The sequence below is a fragment of the Ruegeria sp. R13_0 genome, from assembly GCF_017743995.1.
Taxonomy (GTDB): Bacteria; Pseudomonadota; Alphaproteobacteria; order Rhodobacterales; family Rhodobacteraceae; genus Ruegeria.
The window spans coordinates 69,321-86,712 of sequence record NZ_JAGHRB010000012.1; the positions used below are offsets into that span (position 1 = coordinate 69,321).

19 protein-coding genes and 1 tRNA gene are annotated in these 17,392 nt (G+C 59.4%); 11 read left to right on the plus strand and 9 right to left on the minus strand.

What is annotated here, in order from left to right:
* Positions 1 to 43: 43 nt before the first annotated feature.
* From J7394_RS16425 to J7394_RS16440, 4 genes are all read right to left on the minus strand, one after another.
* Entirely contained in the window at positions 44 to 733 is a 690-nt protein-coding gene (locus J7394_RS16425; RefSeq protein WP_209254542.1) for a DnaA ATPase domain-containing protein, read from the minus strand.
* Complete coding sequence (locus J7394_RS16430; protein ID WP_209254544.1) at positions 734 to 1,807, minus strand: AI-2E family transporter; 1,074 nt, start codon at positions 1,805 to 1,807, stop codon at positions 734 to 736.
* Between the two features lie 89 nt (positions 1,808 to 1,896).
* Positions 1,897 to 2,871 (minus strand): isopenicillin N synthase family oxygenase, encoded by a 975-nt coding sequence (locus J7394_RS16435; RefSeq protein WP_209254546.1) that lies wholly within the window; start codon positions 2,869 to 2,871, stop codon positions 1,897 to 1,899.
* Positions 2,871 to 4,235 (minus strand): FAD-dependent oxidoreductase, encoded by a 1,365-nt coding sequence (locus J7394_RS16440; RefSeq protein WP_209254548.1) that lies wholly within the window; start codon positions 4,233 to 4,235, stop codon positions 2,871 to 2,873. Before J7394_RS16440 ends, J7394_RS16435 begins: the two co-directional genes overlap by 1 nt.
* Before the next feature lie 168 nt (positions 4,236 to 4,403).
* Here J7394_RS16440 and proS point away from each other — a divergent pair, with 168 nt between their 5' ends.
* On the plus strand, positions 4,404 to 5,744 hold the full coding sequence (proS, locus tag J7394_RS16445) for a proline--tRNA ligase (RefSeq protein WP_170719296.1): 1,341 nt from the start codon (positions 4,404 to 4,406) through the stop codon (positions 5,742 to 5,744).
* Positions 5,728 to 6,609 carry a glycosyltransferase family 2 protein gene (locus J7394_RS16450; protein WP_209254550.1) on the plus strand — a complete coding sequence of 294 codons (882 nt, stop codon included), beginning with the start codon at positions 5,728 to 5,730 and terminating at the stop codon, positions 6,607 to 6,609. Before proS ends, J7394_RS16450 begins: the two co-directional genes overlap by 17 nt.
* On the opposite strand, the gene J7394_RS16455 is transcribed toward J7394_RS16450, so the two are convergent.
* A complete protein-coding gene (locus tag J7394_RS16455; protein ID WP_209254552.1) occupies positions 6,606 to 6,962 on the minus strand; it encodes a hypothetical protein in 357 nt (118 codons plus the stop codon). The genes J7394_RS16450 and J7394_RS16455 overlap by 4 nt on opposite strands.
* Before the next feature lie 331 nt (positions 6,963 to 7,293).
* Here J7394_RS16455 and J7394_RS16460 point away from each other — a divergent pair, with 331 nt between their 5' ends.
* The 3 genes from J7394_RS16460 (at position 7,294) to J7394_RS16470 (ending at position 10,334) form a co-directional block, all read left to right on the plus strand.
* Positions 7,294 to 8,280, plus strand: a complete 987-nt coding sequence (locus tag J7394_RS16460; RefSeq protein WP_371812054.1) for a DUF6492 family protein — start codon at positions 7,294 to 7,296, stop codon at positions 8,278 to 8,280.
* Between the two features lie 79 nt (positions 8,281 to 8,359).
* Positions 8,360 to 9,655 carry a lipoprotein-releasing ABC transporter permease subunit gene (locus J7394_RS16465; RefSeq protein ID WP_209254556.1) on the plus strand — a complete coding sequence of 432 codons (1,296 nt, stop codon included), beginning with the start codon at positions 8,360 to 8,362 and terminating at the stop codon, positions 9,653 to 9,655.
* A complete protein-coding gene (locus tag J7394_RS16470; RefSeq protein ID WP_209254558.1) occupies positions 9,648 to 10,334 on the plus strand; it encodes an ABC transporter ATP-binding protein in 687 nt (228 codons plus the stop codon). Before J7394_RS16465 ends, J7394_RS16470 begins: the two co-directional genes overlap by 8 nt.
* On the opposite strand, the gene J7394_RS16475 is transcribed toward J7394_RS16470, so the two are convergent.
* Complete coding sequence (locus tag J7394_RS16475) at positions 10,318 to 10,755, minus strand: DMT family transporter (RefSeq protein ID WP_170471758.1); 438 nt, start codon at positions 10,753 to 10,755, stop codon at positions 10,318 to 10,320. The two genes, J7394_RS16470 and J7394_RS16475, sit on opposite strands and share 17 nt — an antisense overlap.
* Before the next feature lie 98 nt (positions 10,756 to 10,853).
* On the opposite strand from J7394_RS16475, the gene J7394_RS16480 reads away from it, so the two are divergent.
* Complete coding sequence (locus J7394_RS16480; RefSeq protein ID WP_209254560.1) at positions 10,854 to 11,258, plus strand: cytochrome c; 405 nt, start codon at positions 10,854 to 10,856, stop codon at positions 11,256 to 11,258.
* Between the two features lie 4 nt (positions 11,259 to 11,262).
* Here the strand turns inward: J7394_RS16480 and J7394_RS16485 are convergent, their stop codons facing one another.
* Complete coding sequence (locus tag J7394_RS16485) at positions 11,263 to 11,949, minus strand: hypothetical protein (protein ID WP_209254562.1); 687 nt, start codon at positions 11,947 to 11,949, stop codon at positions 11,263 to 11,265.
* A 141-nt stretch (positions 11,950 to 12,090) separates the two neighbouring features.
* Between J7394_RS16485 and J7394_RS16490 the strand changes: the two genes are divergently transcribed.
* The 5 genes from J7394_RS16490 (at position 12,091) to J7394_RS16510 (ending at position 16,005) form a co-directional block, all read left to right on the plus strand.
* Positions 12,091 to 12,756, plus strand: a complete 666-nt coding sequence (locus J7394_RS16490; protein WP_209254564.1) for an NnrU family protein — start codon at positions 12,091 to 12,093, stop codon at positions 12,754 to 12,756.
* Between the two features lie 70 nt (positions 12,757 to 12,826).
* Positions 12,827 to 13,348 (plus strand): DUF2478 domain-containing protein, encoded by a 522-nt coding sequence (locus tag J7394_RS16495; protein WP_170489822.1) that lies wholly within the window; start codon positions 12,827 to 12,829, stop codon positions 13,346 to 13,348.
* An 88-nt stretch (positions 13,349 to 13,436) separates the two neighbouring features.
* Entirely contained in the window at positions 13,437 to 14,684 is a 1,248-nt protein-coding gene (locus J7394_RS16500; protein WP_209254566.1) for a D-arabinono-1,4-lactone oxidase, read from the plus strand.
* Positions 14,681 to 15,799: an alanine racemase gene (locus J7394_RS16505; RefSeq protein WP_209254568.1), complete on the plus strand. Its 1,119-nt coding sequence runs from the start codon at positions 14,681 to 14,683 to the stop codon at positions 15,797 to 15,799. The genes J7394_RS16500 and J7394_RS16505 overlap by 4 nt, the downstream gene beginning before the upstream one ends.
* Before the next feature lie 120 nt (positions 15,800 to 15,919).
* Positions 15,920 to 16,005, plus strand: a tRNA-Leu gene (locus J7394_RS16510).
* A gap of 11 nt (positions 16,006 to 16,016) precedes the next feature.
* Here J7394_RS16510 and J7394_RS16515 read toward each other — a convergent pair.
* Positions 16,017 to 16,535, minus strand: coding sequence for a hypothetical protein (locus tag J7394_RS16515; RefSeq protein ID WP_247748267.1), 519 nt, complete (start codon positions 16,533 to 16,535; stop codon positions 16,017 to 16,019).
* Positions 16,507 to 17,259 (minus strand): helix-turn-helix transcriptional regulator, encoded by a 753-nt coding sequence (locus J7394_RS16520; RefSeq protein ID WP_209254570.1) that lies wholly within the window; start codon positions 17,257 to 17,259, stop codon positions 16,507 to 16,509. Before J7394_RS16520 ends, J7394_RS16515 begins: the two co-directional genes overlap by 29 nt.
* Positions 17,260 to 17,392: the final 133 nt, after the last annotated feature.

The following is a 17,392-nucleotide window of genomic DNA, read 5'->3' on the forward strand; positions in this document are numbered from 1 at the left end:
CCCGGAAATTTCGGTGTCAGAATGCGCAATTGGCGCGCTTGGGTCAATCATTCGGTTCGCCTTCATCCGGGTCCATTTTCAAGACGCGGATAGCCAGGGCGCGCGTGATATCCCGTTTCTCGGATAGCGCGAAGTCGTCCAGCTGTGCGACCACATCGGCGGCGGTCTCAAAGCGGCGATCCATGTGCTTGACCAGATAGGCAATCACCTCGGGGCCGGGGTTCAGCTGCCGGTCGACAAACAGTTTCGCAAGCACCGCGCAGAGCAACGCGTCATCCGGGGGATCAAGTGCCACGTGATGCGCGCCTTCGACCCGGCTTTGCAGATCCGCCAGCGGCAATTGCCAGAATTTCGGCGCCAAACGACCCGTCATCAGCAGGGCGTGACCCTCGGCCAGAACGAGGTTGTGCAGGTGAAACAGCACTTTTTGCTGCTCGATATCACCGGCGATCATCGGAACGTCTTCGACCGCAATCGGGCTGCGCGCCAGATCGGGTACGTCCTCGTACCGCAGCGCTTCGGCTTTGATGATGCGCCCACCGGTTTCAGCCGCCCAGACATGGGCCAGGTGGGTCTTGCCTGCGCCCGCCGGGCCGCTCAGCACCAGTTTGTTGCCGGGCCATGAGCTGGCTGAAATCATCGCAACCGCAAGCGCGTTCGCCGGAGAGACAAAGAAATCCTCCCGCCCCAGCGCGGTCTTGGCGGGCAAATCGAAGCTTAATTGTCGGGCCATTTACGCGTTGTCCTGATCCTGGCTTTCGAGACCGGTATAAAGGCGGCTATCCAGGTAAACCGACGTGCCGAACCGAGCCAGCACACCCAAAGCTGCGGCAACCGGAACGGCGACCAGCATCCCGACAAAGCCGAAAAGCGCGCCAAAGACGGACAGGGCCAGCAACAGCCAGACCGGGTGCAAGCCGACCGAGCTGCCGACCAGTTTGGGCGTCAGGAAGTTGCCCTCGGTCACCTGTCCCAGCGCAAAAATGCCTGCGACCAGCCCGATATGCGCCCAATCCCCCCAGAACTGGAACAGCGCCAGCCCGATGGCCAAAGTGCCGCCGATCAACGCGCCCAGATAGGGGATAAAGGTCACCAGCCCAGCAATGAAGCCGACGATCAGGCCGAATTGCAGCCCGACCAGCATCAGGGCAACCGCATAGTAAGTGCCAAGGATCAGACAGACGGTGCCCATGCCCCGCACGAATGAGGCCAGCACGTTGTCGATCTCACCGGCGAGACGTTTGATCGTGGGGGCGTGGTCGCGGGGCAGCAGCTCTCCGATCCGGGCGACCATGCGGTCCCAATCCAGCAGCAGGTAGACCGAGACGACAGGCACGATGACCAGCAGCACCACCACGTTGATTGCCGAACCCAGCGAGGCCACAACGGATTGCAGCACATCCCCGGTTTTGGATTTCAGGGTGTCGCCCAGGCCCACAAGGAATTGGTGCGAGCTGGATTCGCGGTCCAGAATCGACGGGAATTGCTTTTCGATGAACGCGCGTAGTTCCTGGAACAGGCTGGGCAACACGTCGATCAGGTCGATCAACTGCGTGACCAAAGCCGGCACAACCATCAGAATCGCAAGTACAAATCCAAGGACGCCAACCACGGTGATGATCCCGGTGGCAGCCATCCGCGACAACCCCAGCTTTTCCAGCCGATCCGCGACGGGGTCGAGGAAATAGGCGATTGCGCCGCCGATCACGAAGGGCAGAAGCACATCGCCCAAGGCCCACAGGATCACGACAAAGACGACGGCGGCGATGCCCCAGTATCTCAGCTGATCCTTAACCGGCAAAGCCATGGCGCATCCCTTTGTTGCACAGCGTTGCCATGTTCTTGGCCCATGACGCGCGGCGATGCAAGCGGTTCATGGGCCTTGGTTTCCGAGGGTCAGTCGGTCAGCGTGCCAAGTTCCGGAGTAGCCCCTGTCGCGGTCTCGTCCGGCCAGTTGGTACGCCAGATTTCAGCGGACCAATGGCCGCAATGCACGGCGGGGCGGTCAAAGCCGGGCAGGGCGGGTAGCAGAGGCTCAACAACCACATCATGGCGCGGAACGGCGAAATAGGGGAACGAGTACCGCTCGCGCCCTGATCGGTTGACGACGCGGTGCGGCGTGGATTTCAATCGACCGCCCGACCACAGTTCCAACATGTCGCCGATATTGACGACGAAGCCACCGGGCGGGCAGTCGGGTGTGATCCAATCACCGGTGCGGGTTTGTACCTCCAGCCCTCCGACGGGATCTGGGGCGATGATGGTCAGCGCGTCGGTATCCTTGTGTGGGTGAATGCCATAGCCGCCCTCATCCGGCGCCTGCGGAGGGTAGTGCAGCAGGGTCATGTTGGTCATCGGGTCTTGGAATGCGTCGCGCAATTGGCGTTCCGACAAACCCAGCCCGGTTTCGAGCGCTGCGAGCAGAAGGTCTGCCACGTCATCCAGCATCGTCCAGTAGGTCAGGATGACATCGCGCGACCCCGGCACTTCGACTGGCCAGATGTTTGGGCCATACAGCCCGCAATTTTCACGGATTGCAGCATCGGCGTCGACTTCGTGATGCAGCTTGTAGCCTTCGTATTTGTCGGCTTTGCCCGAGCCGTCATTTGGCGTGAAGAACCCCATCGGGATAAACCCGCGGTAGTTCTCGCGGGTGATGGCTTGTTGCCATTTAGAGGCCTCTTCAACCGCAAAGATCGCGCGCGCCATTTCGCGCACCTCATCAACAGTTGCCTGCGGAATGCCAGTGCCTGTGATGGACAGAAAACCGATCTCAGTGCAGGCTTCCATGATCTGCTGCACGGTTTGGTCCCGGTCGGGATGTGTGGCGTCGCGCAGAGGGCTGAGGTCGATTGTTGGAATGTAGTCCATCAGTGAATCCTGACGCCTTGCCGGTCCAGTTCAGCGTGAACAGGGGCAAGGTTCATGCTGTGCAGCTCCTGATTGCTTTTCAGCGATAGGGCAGCCGCGATTCCGGCCCCTTGTCCCATGACCGCGCAGCACGCCATGTTGCGCGTGGCCGCATGGGCCACTTTGTCGGCCCCGTGCGAGCGTCCTGCAACCAAAAGCCCTTTGACCCCTTTGGGCAGCATCGACCGATAGGGCACCTGCATATAGCGGCCAGTGGTCGGCAGGATCAGGATGCCGTAGCCGTCGATAAACTCGGGATAGATACCAATCGTATCCTCAAACCGGCCCTGATGGCGCGCGTCATTTTCGGTCATGTTGTAGACCGCGTCGATCTTGCGCGTGTCGCGGATGCCGATGGTCATCCCAAAATTTCGCAGCCGCGCGTTCTCGCAACCGGGCATGAAGCGACGCAGCGCCTCGATGGCCAGCATCGACTGACGACGGCCTTCGATCTCACCCTTTGTGAGGCTGTCGGGGTCGGTGCCGTCGATTTCAGCCAGATGGATGAGGTTCATATAGGTCAGCTCACCCGTGTCGTGCATCGCGCCCCAGGTGCCTGCGATGGTGTTCAGATGAGGCGGGATCAACCCCTCATCAATCGCCTGCTGGAAAGGCTTGTGAACGAAGGGCGAGAACATGTCGTCCTCTTTGCCCGAGGTCTCAATATTCCATTCGCCACCGCCACCCCAGTCTTTATAGGTCTGGGGGTCAGCCTTGACGCCTTCCATAAAGGCGCGTTTGTCGACACCGGCCAAGTGGAACATGACCGAGGCGGCCATCATATCCTCGCGCGCGGTTTTGTGTGTGGGCGCACCGGCGCGATGGGCGACATCGGCGTCGCCAGTCGCGTCGATCACGACATTGGCCAGAATCGCCTCGCGACCGGCTTTGGATTCGGTGATGATGCCGGTGATCCGGTCCCCCTCCATGATGGGGGCGACGAACTGACGGTGCAGCATCGGATGCACACCCGCCTCTTCGACCAGTTTGTCGGCCACTAGCTTGAACCCTTCGCTGTCCAGCTCATAGCTGAGCGACTGGCTTTCCGGCACTGCGGCGCCCATGTCTTTGGCGCGGGTTTCGAACTCCATGCCGATGCCGCCAGCCTCGACCGTTTGTTCGTGGCGATACCCGGCGAATCCTTCGACCCCCACGGCGGTGATATTGCCGCCCATGCAGCCGAAACGGTCGACCAGCGACACTTCGGCCCCGGCGCGCGCGGCGGCCAACGCGGCGGCCAGCCCGGCGGGGCCGGAGCCGACGACCAGAACATCCGTTTGGTGAACAATAGGGATTTGACGGGCGGGTTCCGAGATTGTCTGCATCGGGGCCTCATGGTTTTACATTTCTGTCACATTTGAAAACCCTGATCGGCGGGTCAATCAAAAATCCGACTGACCTGAGGTCGCAAAATCACCAATGGCCGATTGCCCCCGGCGGGGGTTTGGCATAATCACCTTGAAAAGCTCAAATCCACCTTTGAAGGTCACCCAATGCGCCTTAGCCGTTACTTTCTGCCCGTTCTCAAGGAAAACCCCTCCGAGGCCCAGATCGTCAGCCACCGGCTGATGTTGCGCGCCGGGATGATCAAGCAGGCCTCGGCCGGGATCTATTCCTGGCTGCCGTTGGGCTTCAAGGTCCTGCGCAAGCTGGAGAACATTGTACATGAGGAACAGGCGCGGGCAGGCCATATCGCGATCCAGATGCCGATCCTGCAATCGGCGGATCTGTGGCGCGAATCCGGTCGCTATGACGACTACGGTCAGGAAATGCTGCGCATGCAGGACCGTCACGGTCGCGACATGCTGTATACGCCGACCGCTGAGGAACTGGTGACCGATATCTTCCGTGGCCATGTCAGCAGCTACAAGGACCTTCCGCTGACCCTCTACCAAATCCAGTGGAAATTCCGCGATGAAATCCGCCCGCGTTTCGGCGTGATGCGGGGGCGCGAATTCTACATGAAGGATGGCTATAACTTCGACCTGACCAAAGAAGACGCGCTGCACGCCTATAACCGCCATCTGGTGAGCTACCTGCGCACTTACGAACGCATGGGCCTGCAGGCGATCCCGATGCGCGCCGATTCCGGCCCGATTGGCGGCGATGACACGCACGAATTCCTGGTTCTGGCCGAAACCGGTGAATCCGAGGTGTTCTATGACAGCGCCGTCACTGATCTGACCTTTGGCGACCGTCAGATCGACTATGATGACCGCGCGCAATGTCAGGCGATTTTGGAGGAGTTCACCTCGAAATACGCGCGCACGGACGAAACCCATGATGAGGCGCTGTTCAACCAGATCCCTGAAGAGCGCCGCCGCGTGGCGCGCGGGATCGAGGTTGGTCAGATCTTCTACTTCGGCACCAAATATTCCGAGGCTATGGGCGCGACCGTTCAAGGCCCCGATGGCAAGCCGGTTCCGGTTCACATGGGCAGCCATGGCATCGGCGTCAGCCGCCTGATCGGCGCGATCATCGAGGCCAGCCACGATGACAAAGGCATCATCTGGCCCGAAGGCGTGACACCGTTCCATTGTGGCATCGTCAACCTGAAACAGGGTGATGAAGAAGCAGACGCGGCCTGTGACAAGCTCTATGGCGCTCTAACCGCTCTGGGTCTTGAGCCGCTCTATGACGACCGTAATGAGCGGGCAGGGGGCAAGTTCGCCACCATGGACCTGATCGGTCTGCCATGGCGTATCACCGTCGGGCCGCGCGGGTTGAAAAACGGTGTGGTCGAGTTGACCTGCCGTCGCACGGGCGAAAGCGAAGAGCTGAGCCCCGAAGCCGCCGTCACCAAAATTGCCGGGATTTATGAGCAGATCGCCTGATCCGCTGATCTCGGTCATCACCGCGACCTACAACCTGCTGTCCCAAGGGCGGCAGGACAGTTTCAAAGGCGTTGTCGATTGCATGAAGCGTCAGAATTGCGCGCGGGCCGAGCACATAATTCAAGACGGTGCCTCAACCGACGGCACCGTCGCTCTGCTGCACGAGTTGACCGAAGGGATGCCGCGCACGACTGTGATCAGTGAACCGGATGGCGGTTTGTATGACGCGATGAACAAGGGCGCGCAGGCGGCAAAGGGTGAATACCTTTTGTTCCTGAACTCAGACGACTCGCTGGCCTCGGATGATATTCTTAACCAAGCCGCAGATCGGCTGGAGGCGACCAAGCCTGACTTCCTATATGGCTCAACGCTGCGCCGTTATGAGGATGGTGGCGAGACGATGGAAAAGCGGATGTCGCTGAAAGCCATCCTGCAGCGCATGCCGTTCTGCCATAACTCGGTCTTCATTCGTCGTGATGTATTTCAGGCGCTGGGGGGGCACGATCGCCAGTTCCGTATTGCTGCCGACTATGACCTGATGCTGCGCCTGATTGGTTCGGGCTATCAGGGTGAGCGTATGGATGAGCCGATCTCACTGTTCTGGGATCGTGGCGCGACCAGTGATCAGGATGCGACCGGCAAGGATTACGCTCGGGTCTGGATGAACTACTACGCGGGATTCAAATCCGCGAAAGCCCTCAGTCTGGATGATTTCGCCGGGTTCTATCGACGTGGCCACATGCCGGCTCGTCTGATCTGGGAGCTCTTACGGCGACCCGACACACCCGAGCCGATCAAGATCGCCGCGCGCCACAGTCTGGCAAAAACCCTGCGCCGATCCGTTCAGTTTTGGCGCAGCTACTAGGCCTGTACCACCGGACGCGCAGTCAGAATGTCGCCGTCTGCGTCGTTCCCGCGGGCCACAACGATCGGACGCCCCATGCGGCGCACCAGCTCCCGAAGCTCAAAGCCCAGAAACCGGATCCCACAGACGCGTGCGCCGGTGTCGCGGTCGGTTACGCAAAGACGCCCTTCGCGAAAGGCAAGGCGATAGCCTTTGTCCCTCAGGACCTCGGCCAAATTGTTCCAGCTAACTGCGCTTGCAAAGATCGGACGGATCGCAGCACGAAGCAGTGCCGCAGTTTCACAATCCAAATCTGATGAAGGTTTGTGGGCCAAAATCGGGCCCGTCCCAAGTGTTGTATTTTGAATATTCATGAGCGACCCCCGCTCTTTCAAATGTGTTCCCCCAAAGTCAGGGTGACAAAGTTTCTGATATTAAGCAAAAAGCGAAATAAAATTGCTTAATTGTTGTGGCATTTTGAGTTCAGTGCCTCACGCAATGCCGATATTGACTTCATAGCTGAAACAATAGCGGCCTGTCTGTGAAGGTCGTCACAACCTCTGGTGTAACCAATTGGCGGGCAAGACTACTTTTACCCTGCCAAAGTGCCGGCAAGTGATTCGTTTCGATCTGGAGGCAGTGCAATTTGACCTCGGCAGATTTGCTGATAGACGAGGGCACGCCCCAGAGAAAGGCCGCAGGTTCGTGCTGAGTTTCGCCACTATTGTCTATTCCAAGGATTATCCGCTGCTCAGGCTTCAGGCGATGTCTATGGCCAGGTTTGTTGCGCCGGATCAGGTGGCCTCGATCCATGTTATTCTGAACGATGTAGATGAGGCCGGGCTAGCCGCGGAGATCGAACCGATCCTGCAGCACTACGGCCCGCTGCGCCCTAAGGTGCGGATTCTGAAAGGCGAAGAGGTGTTGCTGGGCGAAGGGCACACTGCCAAGCGGCCGCTGAAAGATCGAATCCTGATCGAAAACCGCTATCGCCTTCCCCTGATCCGCAAAGGCGGATGGAGGGGCAACAATGGCTACCGTATGCAACAGGTGCTGAAACTGGGCGCGGCGCGGGTGGCAGAGACCGAGAATATCGTCATTCTCGACACCAAGAACCTGTTCTTGCGGTCGTTCGAAGAAGGCGAGTTCTTCTCACCCCAAGGACCAGCCCGCATTCAGTTCATGCCAGTTCAAAGCGACTATCACCGCAATTGGTTGCTCCAGAGTCTAGAGGCTTTGGGTGTTGAACAAACGCTGACGGACGACCTGCGTACCACGACGTTTTCGACGCCCTTTCCGGTGCGCCGGACGCTGATCCTTTCGCTGCTTGATGAGATCAATACACGCTACGGCTCGGTTCAGGCGCTGTTTGCGTCTAAACGGCGGCCATCGGAGTTCATGTTGATGAACGCGTTCTGTCTGAAGTCACGTGATGGCTATGCGCCGTGGTTCGAACCCACTGACCCTGCGCATATTGGGATGTGGCCGACGTATTCCACGGATGAACTGGCTAAGCTGGTCGCGCGGCTGCAGGACGACAGGTCGCTGACCCTCGGGCTGCACAACAGGGCGGTCGCGAATCTGCCGGAGGATTTGCGCGGGCAAGTCTATGCGGCCCTTGAAACGCGTGGCATATGCGATCGCCAGGTGACCGAAGAGGTTCTGCAGCAAACTTCCGCGCTTTCGAGCTGACCTATAAGGACAAGCGGCTTGACCCTCGGGCGAAATGCCGAAAGGGTCGCGCCAAACCAGAAAATAACCCGGAGCAGGCATGGCCAAAACACCCCAGCCTTTCGCCCCTTTTGAATGGAAGATCGCCTGGCGCTACCTACGCGCGCGTCGGGCCGAGGGTGGCGTCAGCGTGATGACCTGGATCTCGCTTATCGGGATCACATTGGCTGTTTTTGCCCTGATTGCCACTTTAGCGGTGCGCTCGGGATTTCGGGCCGAATTCGTTGGCACCATTCTAGGGGCTAACGCACATGTGACGGTCTATTCCTCGGGTGAGATCGACGCGCAGGGGCGGGTTGATCGGACCATTGCAGATTTTGAGGAGCGCACGGCGCGTCTGGCGCAAGTGCCCGGGGTTGAACGGGTCGCGCCCTTGGTCAAAGGGCAGGTGCTGATCACCAACCGCGACCGCAGCAGTGGCGTTCAGGTGTTCGGGATGCGCCCCGACGATCTGCGTGATTTGCCGGGGATTGCGGAAAGCGAGGAAGCGGTTGGCGATCTGTCCGAGTTTCAGACGGGCGAAGACGTCATCGCCATCGGCTCCGGCGTAGCGCGCAGCATTGGTGCCACGGTTGGCGACACCGTTAAGCTCACTTCGCCCAACGGGGTCAAAACCGCCTTTGGAACGTCGCCACGGGTGAATGCATATCGCGTTGTCTACGTGTTCTCGGCCGGGCGCTACGATATCGACCGCACGCGGGTCTATATGCCGTTCTCGCAGGCGCAGAGTTTTTTCAACCGTGAGGGCGTCGCCGACGAGATCGAAGTCATGGTCGAGCGCCCCGAAGACCTCAATCCGATCCTGATCCCTATCCTTGAAGCCGCAGGCGAGCGCAGCCAGATCTGGACGTGGCAGGATGCCTCGGGCGGGTTCCTGAGGGCACTGGAGGTCGAGGACAACGTGATGTTCATCATCCTGTCGATCCTTGTCCTCATTGCGGCGATGAACATCGTCTCGGGCCTGATCATGCTGGTCAAAAACAAGGGCCGAGATATTGGCATCCTGCGCACCATTGGTCTCAGCGAGGGTTCGGTCCTGCGGGTGTTTTTCATCTGCGGCGCGTTCACGGGCATCATCGGCACGGTCATGGGTGTGATCCTGGGTTGCCTGTTCGCGCTCTATATCGACCCGATCTTCTCGTTTGTGAACTACGCGATGGGCGGTGGTGTCTGGGATCCTTCGATCCGAGGGATCTACGCCTTGCCCGCCGAGCTTCACCTCAGCGACGTTCTGAAGGCGATAGGCCTGTCTCTGGGCCTGTCTTTCTTTGTCACCTATTTCCCTGCCCGCCGCGCCGCGCGGCTGAATCCGGTTGAGGCGCTGCGCTATGAATGATGTGAGCTTGCGGCTGAACGGCCTGACGAAAACCTACCTGCAAGGCACCCCCGGTGAGGTGCAGGTTTTGCGCGGGATTGATCTAGAGTTGCAGGCGGGTGAGGCCGTCGCGCTTGTTGCGCCGTCTGGCGCGGGCAAGTCGACCCTTTTGCATATCGCCGGGCTGCTGGACACGCCCGACAGCGGTAACGTTGAGATTGCGGGTCAGGATCTTGCAGGAAAAGGCGACCGCACGCGCACGGCTATGCGGCGTCAGGGTGTCGGGTTTGTCTACCAGTTCCACCATCTGCTGCCCGAGTTCACAGCGCTCGAGAACATCACCCTGCCACAACTCGCCAACGGTGTGTCCGAGCGGGATGCGCAGGACAGGGCGATGTCCCTGTTGGATCGCGTCGGTGTCGCCCAACGCGCCGATCACCGTCCGGCGGCGCTGTCCGGGGGTGAACAGCAACGGGTCGCGTTCTGTCGTGCTCTGGCCAACGCGCCGCGCGTTTTGCTGGCGGATGAACCAACGGGCAACCTTGATCCGGATACATCGGATCAGGTGTTCGAGGCCCTGATGACTTTGGTTCGCGACCAAGGTCTGTCTGCTCTGATCGCCACGCATAATCTGGACCTGGCCGCGCGGATGGACCGCATCGTCAGGTTGGAAGGCGGAGTGCTCAAGCCAGTTGAGTGATCGCCACTCCGATTGCCATCACCGCAATCCCGCCTGCGCGCATCAGGGTAAGTGGCGTGACCTGCGCGCCGAAAAGGCCGAAATGGTCGATGGCGGCCGTGCTGATCAATTGTCCCAGAAGGACAAAGAACACGGCATTGCCGACGCCGAAATGCGGCGCGACATGGGTGATCGACAGGACGTAGAAAGCGATCAGAACGCCCGCCAGCAACAGGTGTTTTGGGGCCTGCGCCACTTTTGACAGCGCCTCAAAACCGGGAAAGACGACCATCACCAGCGCGGAAGACCCGAAGGCGATGGCAAACAGGATCACAGCCGCAGTGGTCGGCGAGCCGATGAGTTTGCCAAGCGCCGCGTTCAAAGCGGCCAGGATTGGGACTCCGATCCCGGCGGCCAACATGATGGCTGCGTAGTGTGTCATGGCCCGAACCCTCTTTACCCGTATTCGTTGATCTGGATCATTGCGCCAAGCCGCGCAGCGGGCAAGCCTGTTGAGAGCAAATGTGGTAGGAGGATGCGATGATCACAAAGCTTTGTTTTGCAACGGCGTCAGCTCTGATTGCCATGTCTGTCCCGCTATGGGCGCAGGATGCGGAGAAAGGCGCTGAGCTTTACCAGCACTATTGCGCCACCTGTCACGGGATTGATGCAACCGGCCATGGGCCGATGGCGGGTGTGCTGGTCATTCAGCCAACCAACCTGAAGACACTGGCAAACGCGGACGGTGCCTTCCCAACGGCCCGTGTGGTGGCGCGGATTGACGGGCGTGATCCGTTGGTGAGCCACGGCAGTCCAATGCCAGTTTATGGCCCGTATTTCCAAGGGCAGGACGCCGCGATCAAAACGCCCGAGGGGCAACCGATCCTGACCAGCCAGCCCATTGTCGATCTGGTGGAATATCTGAAAACCTTGCAGGGCAGCTAAACGCTCAGCTGCAGATGCCTTCGATCTTTGCCTCGCTCCACGGGATTGCGATGTCACGCTCGCGGCCGGTCTGTGGCAGCGGGGACAGATCAAAGTGTATACCTAGCATATCGTGCAACCTTTTGGTGCGCTCCGCCTGAGGGTCCAGCGCGCGGCAGCAGACATATTCCTCGACAATCGCGCCCTGCTGTTCGAACCCGTAGGACAGGAAATCCGGCGAGGTTTCCAGATCGAACAGATACGGATCCTTGCGCCCTCCATGTTCCGCCGCGGCGCGCAGAGGGTGATAGCCTGTGGTCTCGCGGTTCTGCCATTGCCAGATATGGGTCAGTTCGTGCGCCAGCAGCATGGCGGCGATCAGGTTCATCTCTTCGGGGTAGTCGGACATGTAGTCCTCAAGATACCAATCGCGTGCGAAATAGACCTTGTTGAACAGGGCAACGGCGGCCGGTTTTCCGGTGACCACGCCTGCCTCGACCGGAGGCAGGATGCGTTCCCGACAGGCCTCACGCGGGCGCGCTTCGCGGAAATAGGTGACCGGTACGACAGGGGCCCCTTTGACCAGCCGGACGCTATCCAGATCCAGCGTCGTGCCTTGCACCGCGCTTGCAAAGCCACGCTCCTGCTCGGTCAGGGGACGCCCGCAGGAGGACAGAAGCAAAAGGAGCATAAACAGAGTGCGCAAGGCCATGTGATCAACCCTAGTGCGTCACTAGAGTTGCGCAAGGCGATTTCACGTAGACGTGGCCGGGCCGCAGCCGGTGCTTGATTCAGCGCAAGACCAAATCGGCACGATACCGCTACACGGGTCGAAATATCTATCGGAGAGTCCATGTCCAGTTGGGTGCCATTCATATCGGCTTTGACGGCGTTTTTCCTCAGCCACGCCATTCCCGCGCGGGCTCCGGTGCGGGCCGGATTGGTCACGGTTCTGGGGCAAAGGGGGTATCTTCTGGCGTATTCGTCATTGTCCGTCATTGTCCTTGCATGGCTGATCGTGGCCGCGGCGAATGCGCCCTATGTCGAGGTCATCCCTCCGTGGCCTGTGCTGCGTTGGGTGCCGTTGGTCGTGATGCCGGTGGTGTGCTGGCTCGCGATGGCCGGACTGACCATCCGCAACCCGTTTTCGTTTGGTGGGTTGGGAAAGACGGCTTTTGATCCGGAACGCCCCGGTATTCTGCGCACAACCCGCCATCCGCTTCTGGCGGCTCTGTCGCTGTGGGCCGGGGCGCATCTTCTGGCGAATGGCAGTTTGTCTCATGTGATCCTGTTTGGCCTTTTCGCCGTTTTTGCCGCGCTGGGCATGACGTTGATCGACCGCCGGACGGCCCGGTCATTAGGCAAGGACTGGCCTCGCCTGTCGCGCAATACCGCACGGTTTTCGCTACGCGCGCCCTCACCGTGGCCGCCCATTCACGTATGGCTTGCCTCGCTTGCCGTCTTTGCGGTTCTGATCGGCTTGCACGGTGCTGTGATCGGCGTCTCGCCACTTCCCTGAAGCAAGGAGTGGTCGACCCGCATATCCCGTGCTATCTGGTATGCCGAAATCTGAACTACGAGGTCCAAAAATGCATCTGGCCTATGTTACCACCACCGATCGCGGCGCGACCGACCGCTTGCTAAGCGCCGTCGCCGCACACCTGCTGGCGCGTGGGGCGAAACTGGCGGGGGTCGTGCAGACCAACACGGAATGCACCGATAGCAGCAAATGCGATATGGATGTGCAGGTTTTGCCCGATGGCGAGACCATCCGTATCTCGCAATCCCTGGGCGAGCATGCGCGCGGCTGCCGTCTGGACCCTGCAGCGCTCGAGCAGGCTGTAGGACAGGTCATGGCCACGCTTGCCGATGATCCGCAGTTGATGATCATCAACAAGTTCGGCAAGCACGAGGCCGACGGACGTGGTTTCCGCCCCGTCATCGCCGAGGCTCTGGCACAGGACATCCCCGTTTTGCTGGGCGTCAACGGGTTGAATGATGAGAAGTTTCAGGCCTTCACGGGCGGGGCGGCAGAACAGCTATCCCCGGATCTTGAGGCGATTGTCAGCTGGTTCGAAAAGGTCTCAGCACAGCGGGCGGATGCCGCCTGAAGGCAGCCTCACGTAGCGTAATGCGCTGATATCCTGACTTGTTTGGCGGTGCCTTGGCTGCAATCCTCGTTCAGGGAGGATGATAGGCATGTGGACAAACTGGGCCAGGAACGAAACCGCCACCGTTCCGATTGCGCGCCCTTTGGGGTTGGAACAGCTGCGGGCGACGGTGGCGGAACCTGAAAACCTGCGGGTCGTCGGGGCAGGGCATTCCTTTACCCCAATCGTAGGCGGCGCCGAGCGGATATTGGATCTGTCACAGTTGCATTTGCCTACGGTTGGACCAGTCAAAGATGGGCAGGTCTGGGTCAATGCCAATGCGCGTTTGCGAGATCTTTCGCCCGCTTTGGCCGAGCAGGGCTTGGCGTTTCGCAATTTGGGTGACATCAACACGCAGTCTCTGGCCGGGGCTGCATCCACGGCCACCCACGGCACCGGACGCACTCTGCCCTGCCTTGCGGCCGAGATCACGGATGCCAAGTTCATAGGGGCGACCGGTGACATGCTGACCACCTCGCAGATCCCTCTGGAGATGGCGCAGGTGACGTTGGGCTTGCTGGGCATTTTGACGGAGGCGCGGATCAATGTCGTGCCGAAATACAATCTGCGCCGTCAGGTCACGCTGACCGATCTGTCGGATGTCTTGTCCAACATGCATCAGAACTGGGCCGAGAACCGGAATTTCGAGTTCTTCTACATCCCCTTCACCGGCAAAGCGGTCGAGCTGCGCCATGCCGTCTCCGATGCCCCCGAAAGCAAGGCCCCGCGCGATCTGGATATGCTGGCGGTCAAGGTACTGAAGCTCGCCCGAAACGCTGGGCGCTTCAGCCCCGGTCTGCGCAATCTTTTGCTAAACCTGCTCACGCTGGCTCAATCGGATGAGGACTACGTCGGCGAAAGCTGGCGGGTGCTGTGCAGCGACAGACATATTCGGTTCAAGGAGATGGAGTATCATCTGCCCGCCGATATCGCTGGTGATGTGTTGGCCGAGGTCTTTCTCCGACTGGAGCGTGACCACAAGGACATCTATTTCCCAATCGAAGTGCGCCAGACAGCAGGTGACACGGCCTGCCTGTCACCGTTTCAGGGCGGCCCACGGATCTCGATCGCGCTGCACACGGATGCGGGTGAAGACCACAGTCGCTATTTCAACGCGCTGGAACCGCTGTTTCTTGAGGCCGGAGGGCGCCCGCATTGGGGCAAGATGCATAGTCTTTCGTACAAAGACTTGTCCGGCCTGTATCCGGATTTCGACCGGTTCTGCGCCCTGCGTGAGGAATTGGACCCAAAGGGCAAATTCATGACGCCCGCCTTGGCCCGGTTGTTCCGGCCATGAGCGATCCCTACTTCACCCAACTATCAGAGACCCTGCGCACCCACGGGGTCGACCAGCCTGTCGTCGCGATAGATCTGGATCGTGTCGAGGCAAATTGTCGGGCAGCACAGGCCTCAGCTGACCCCGGACTGGACCGGCGCTTGGTCGCAAAATCTCTGCCTTGCCTGCCGTTGCTGGATCATATCCGCGGGCTGATCCCAAGTTCAGGCCTGATGAGCTTTTCCGAACCGATGCTAATGGAGTTACTGCAAGCGGAACAAAACACGGACCATCTCATCGGAAAACCGTTGCCTGTTTCTTCTGCCGCGCGTGTGTTGCAGACCTGCGCGGGCGCCGCATACCGGGTGCAATGGCTGATTGACACCCCCGAACGCCTGCGCGCGTATCTGACCTTGGCGGAGACAAGCCAAACGTCCCTGCGTTTGTCGCTTGAGGTGGATATTGGTCTGCATCGCGGCGGGCTGAGGGTAGATCAGGTTTCCGAACTCGCGCAAGTGACCTCAGCGCATCCAAACGCGCGTCTCAGCGGGCTTATGGGGTATGAGGCGCATCTGGCGAAACTGCCCGGTGTCCTGAAGGCGCGGGCGACGAAGGCCAGCGCCAAAGCGTTTGAACATGCCGTGGCTGCACTGCCTGAAGGCGCGGGGTATTGCTTGAACACCGGCGGCAGCCTGACATTTCAGAGCTACCGCACGCCCGGGCCAGCCACCGAGGTTGCGTTTGGCTCGATCCTCGTGAAGCCATCCGATTTTGACCACGCGACCACGACGGGCTTTCAACCAGCTGCGTTTCTGGCCACCCCTGTTCTCAAGACCATGCCGTCAAACCCTCTGCCCGGATTGGAATTCCTGCCCCGGCGCAAAACCCATATCGCGATCTTCGGAGGGCATTTCCTCGGCCAACCCGTGCACCCCGGCGGGTTCACCTATTCCTCGGTCTTCGGGCGGTCGAGCAATCAGGAGGTTTGGACTGGCCGCTCTAGTCATGCCGTCAAACCCGGTGACATCGCGTTGATCCGCCCGAGCCAAAGCGAGGCTGTTCTGAACCTGTTCGGAACGGTTTTAGCGTTGCGAGAGGGGCAGGTGATCGCGGAATGGCCCTGCTTGCCGAATTGACTCCGATAACACTGCGATACTTGTGCGATTTTTCAGCCGTTTTTCACCGCGAAGCGCATTGAATTCGCAAAGCTATGGGCGTAGGTCTCAACGCGTGCCGACCACGGGTCGACACAGGTTGCCCGCGTGGTGGAATGGTAGACACAAGAGACTTAAAATCTCTGGGCCGGAAGGCCGTGCCGGTTCGAGTCCGGCCGCGGGTACCACACACAGCTCCTTATACCGGATAGTCGAGCCTTGTGATCAGCTGCCAGATATCTCGGTTCAGGGTGGACAGGTCTTCGACAACCTGTTCAATCTCGCGCAGGGCCTCACCATCCAGAGTATCTGAACGACCCATTTTGATGTCTGTTTTCCGATCCGCAATGCGCATCAGAATGGTCTTGGGGTTGCCGCTTTCGGGATCAAAGGAATAGATGCAGTGATTGAACCGGTTGCGGATGCCGGACAGTTTTCCAAGCCGTCTTGTGTGCTCCAGGATCGGGTCCCGAATGCCCTCGGCGCGGCCATCCATTTTTGCAAGCCGCTCAACCAGATCAATCCGGGCGCGGGTCGTGTTCAGGGTCAGAAAGATGATAACGGCGGCATCTTTGCTGGTGCCTGCCAGACCCGCAATTAGGTGGATCAGCAGGCTTTCGGTGTTGGTCCACATATAGTTCAACCGCCCCACCAGCAGGATCAGCCGGTCAAACCGTTCTTCCACGAGATCAGCCAACACGGGGGCTTTGCGCGTCAAAAGGCGCAACCTCGAAATAGAAATGTGCGGCGGCGGTGCGGTTGCTGACCCCGATCTTGCCGACCACATTGTGCATATGTAATTTGACGGTGTGTTCCGTGATCCCCAACCCGGCCGCGATGACCTTGTTGCTCTGCCCTTGAGACACCAGCCTGAGGACCTCTTTTTCCCGTTTCGTCAGCTTGCCGAAAAGCTCAACCTGCTGAGTGTTGACGGGCTTGGGCGTAACAGAGGATGCAGGTGACTTGCAGGGGGTCGCCTGAGGGCCCGCGACACAATCGGCGAGGAAACTGGGCAGATGAAGCTGCTCATGCATAAGGAGCCGCAGGATCGATCGCCACACATCAGGGGCGACGTTCATAGGCAGAAAGCCGATCTCGCCAAATTTGGTGCGATCCCAGCGTTCAAACAAATACCGGGCTGCGGCGTCCTTGCGGTAGGAAAAGGCGAGGCACCCGAACGGAACTTGTGCCGCATATTCGCTTGGCCGTTCCAGCAGGTCCTCAAGCATGACCTGATCCACGACCAGAACGCGGCTGGCCTGCGCTTTGGCCGAGGTCAAGTCGTCCAGTGAATCGAAACGCGACGCACGAACATCGAATTCGTTCTGTACGCTTCTCAGGGTTTGATTGGAGAGAAAAAGCTCTCGACCAATAAAGTGAATTGAAAGGTCTTCGGTCTTGGTATTCTGGTAGGCGTAGTCACGTTCAGACGGGTCAATCATTACTGTCCCCCCCCACTAAAAAAACCGAACCGCTTTTCGCAGTTCTGCACAAGAAATTCAGGCAATTCGAAAGTCAAAAAAGTCTACAAAATATAGACATATTGTAGACGAAATATGGGGTATCAGCAACCTG

Coding starts and splice junctions, on each gene's coding strand:
- J7394_RS16425 (WP_209254542.1), bottom strand. CDS start 733: ATGGCCCGACAATTAAGCTTCGATTTGCCCGCCAAGACCGCGCTGGGG.
- J7394_RS16430 (WP_209254544.1), bottom strand. CDS start 1,807: ATGGCTTTGCCGGTTAAGGATCAGCTGAGATACTGGGGCATCGCCGCC.
- J7394_RS16435 (WP_209254546.1), bottom strand. CDS start 2,871: ATGGACTACATTCCAACAATCGACCTCAGCCCTCTGCGCGACGCCACA.
- J7394_RS16440 (WP_209254548.1), bottom strand. CDS start 4,235: ATGCAGACAATCTCGGAACCCGCCCGTCAAATCCCTATTGTTCACCAA.
- proS (WP_170719296.1), top strand. CDS start 4,404: ATGCGCCTTAGCCGTTACTTTCTGCCCGTTCTCAAGGAAAACCCCTCC.
- J7394_RS16450 (WP_209254550.1), top strand. CDS start 5,728: ATGAGCAGATCGCCTGATCCGCTGATCTCGGTCATCACCGCGACCTAC.
- J7394_RS16455 (WP_209254552.1), bottom strand. CDS start 6,962: ATGAATATTCAAAATACAACACTTGGGACGGGCCCGATTTTGGCCCAC.
- J7394_RS16465 (WP_209254556.1), top strand. CDS start 8,360: ATGGCCAAAACACCCCAGCCTTTCGCCCCTTTTGAATGGAAGATCGCC.
- J7394_RS16470 (WP_209254558.1), top strand. CDS start 9,648: ATGAATGATGTGAGCTTGCGGCTGAACGGCCTGACGAAAACCTACCTG.
- J7394_RS16475 (WP_170471758.1), bottom strand. CDS start 10,755: ATGACACACTACGCAGCCATCATGTTGGCCGCCGGGATCGGAGTCCCA.
- J7394_RS16480 (WP_209254560.1), top strand. CDS start 10,854: ATGATCACAAAGCTTTGTTTTGCAACGGCGTCAGCTCTGATTGCCATG.
- J7394_RS16485 (WP_209254562.1), bottom strand. CDS start 11,949: ATGGCCTTGCGCACTCTGTTTATGCTCCTTTTGCTTCTGTCCTCCTGC.
- J7394_RS16490 (WP_209254564.1), top strand. CDS start 12,091: ATGTCCAGTTGGGTGCCATTCATATCGGCTTTGACGGCGTTTTTCCTC.
- J7394_RS16495 (WP_170489822.1), top strand. CDS start 12,827: ATGCATCTGGCCTATGTTACCACCACCGATCGCGGCGCGACCGACCGC.
- J7394_RS16500 (WP_209254566.1), top strand. CDS start 13,437: ATGTGGACAAACTGGGCCAGGAACGAAACCGCCACCGTTCCGATTGCG.
- J7394_RS16505 (WP_209254568.1), top strand. CDS start 14,681: ATGAGCGATCCCTACTTCACCCAACTATCAGAGACCCTGCGCACCCAC.
- J7394_RS16520 (WP_209254570.1), bottom strand. CDS start 17,259: ATGATTGACCCGTCTGAACGTGACTACGCCTACCAGAATACCAAGACC.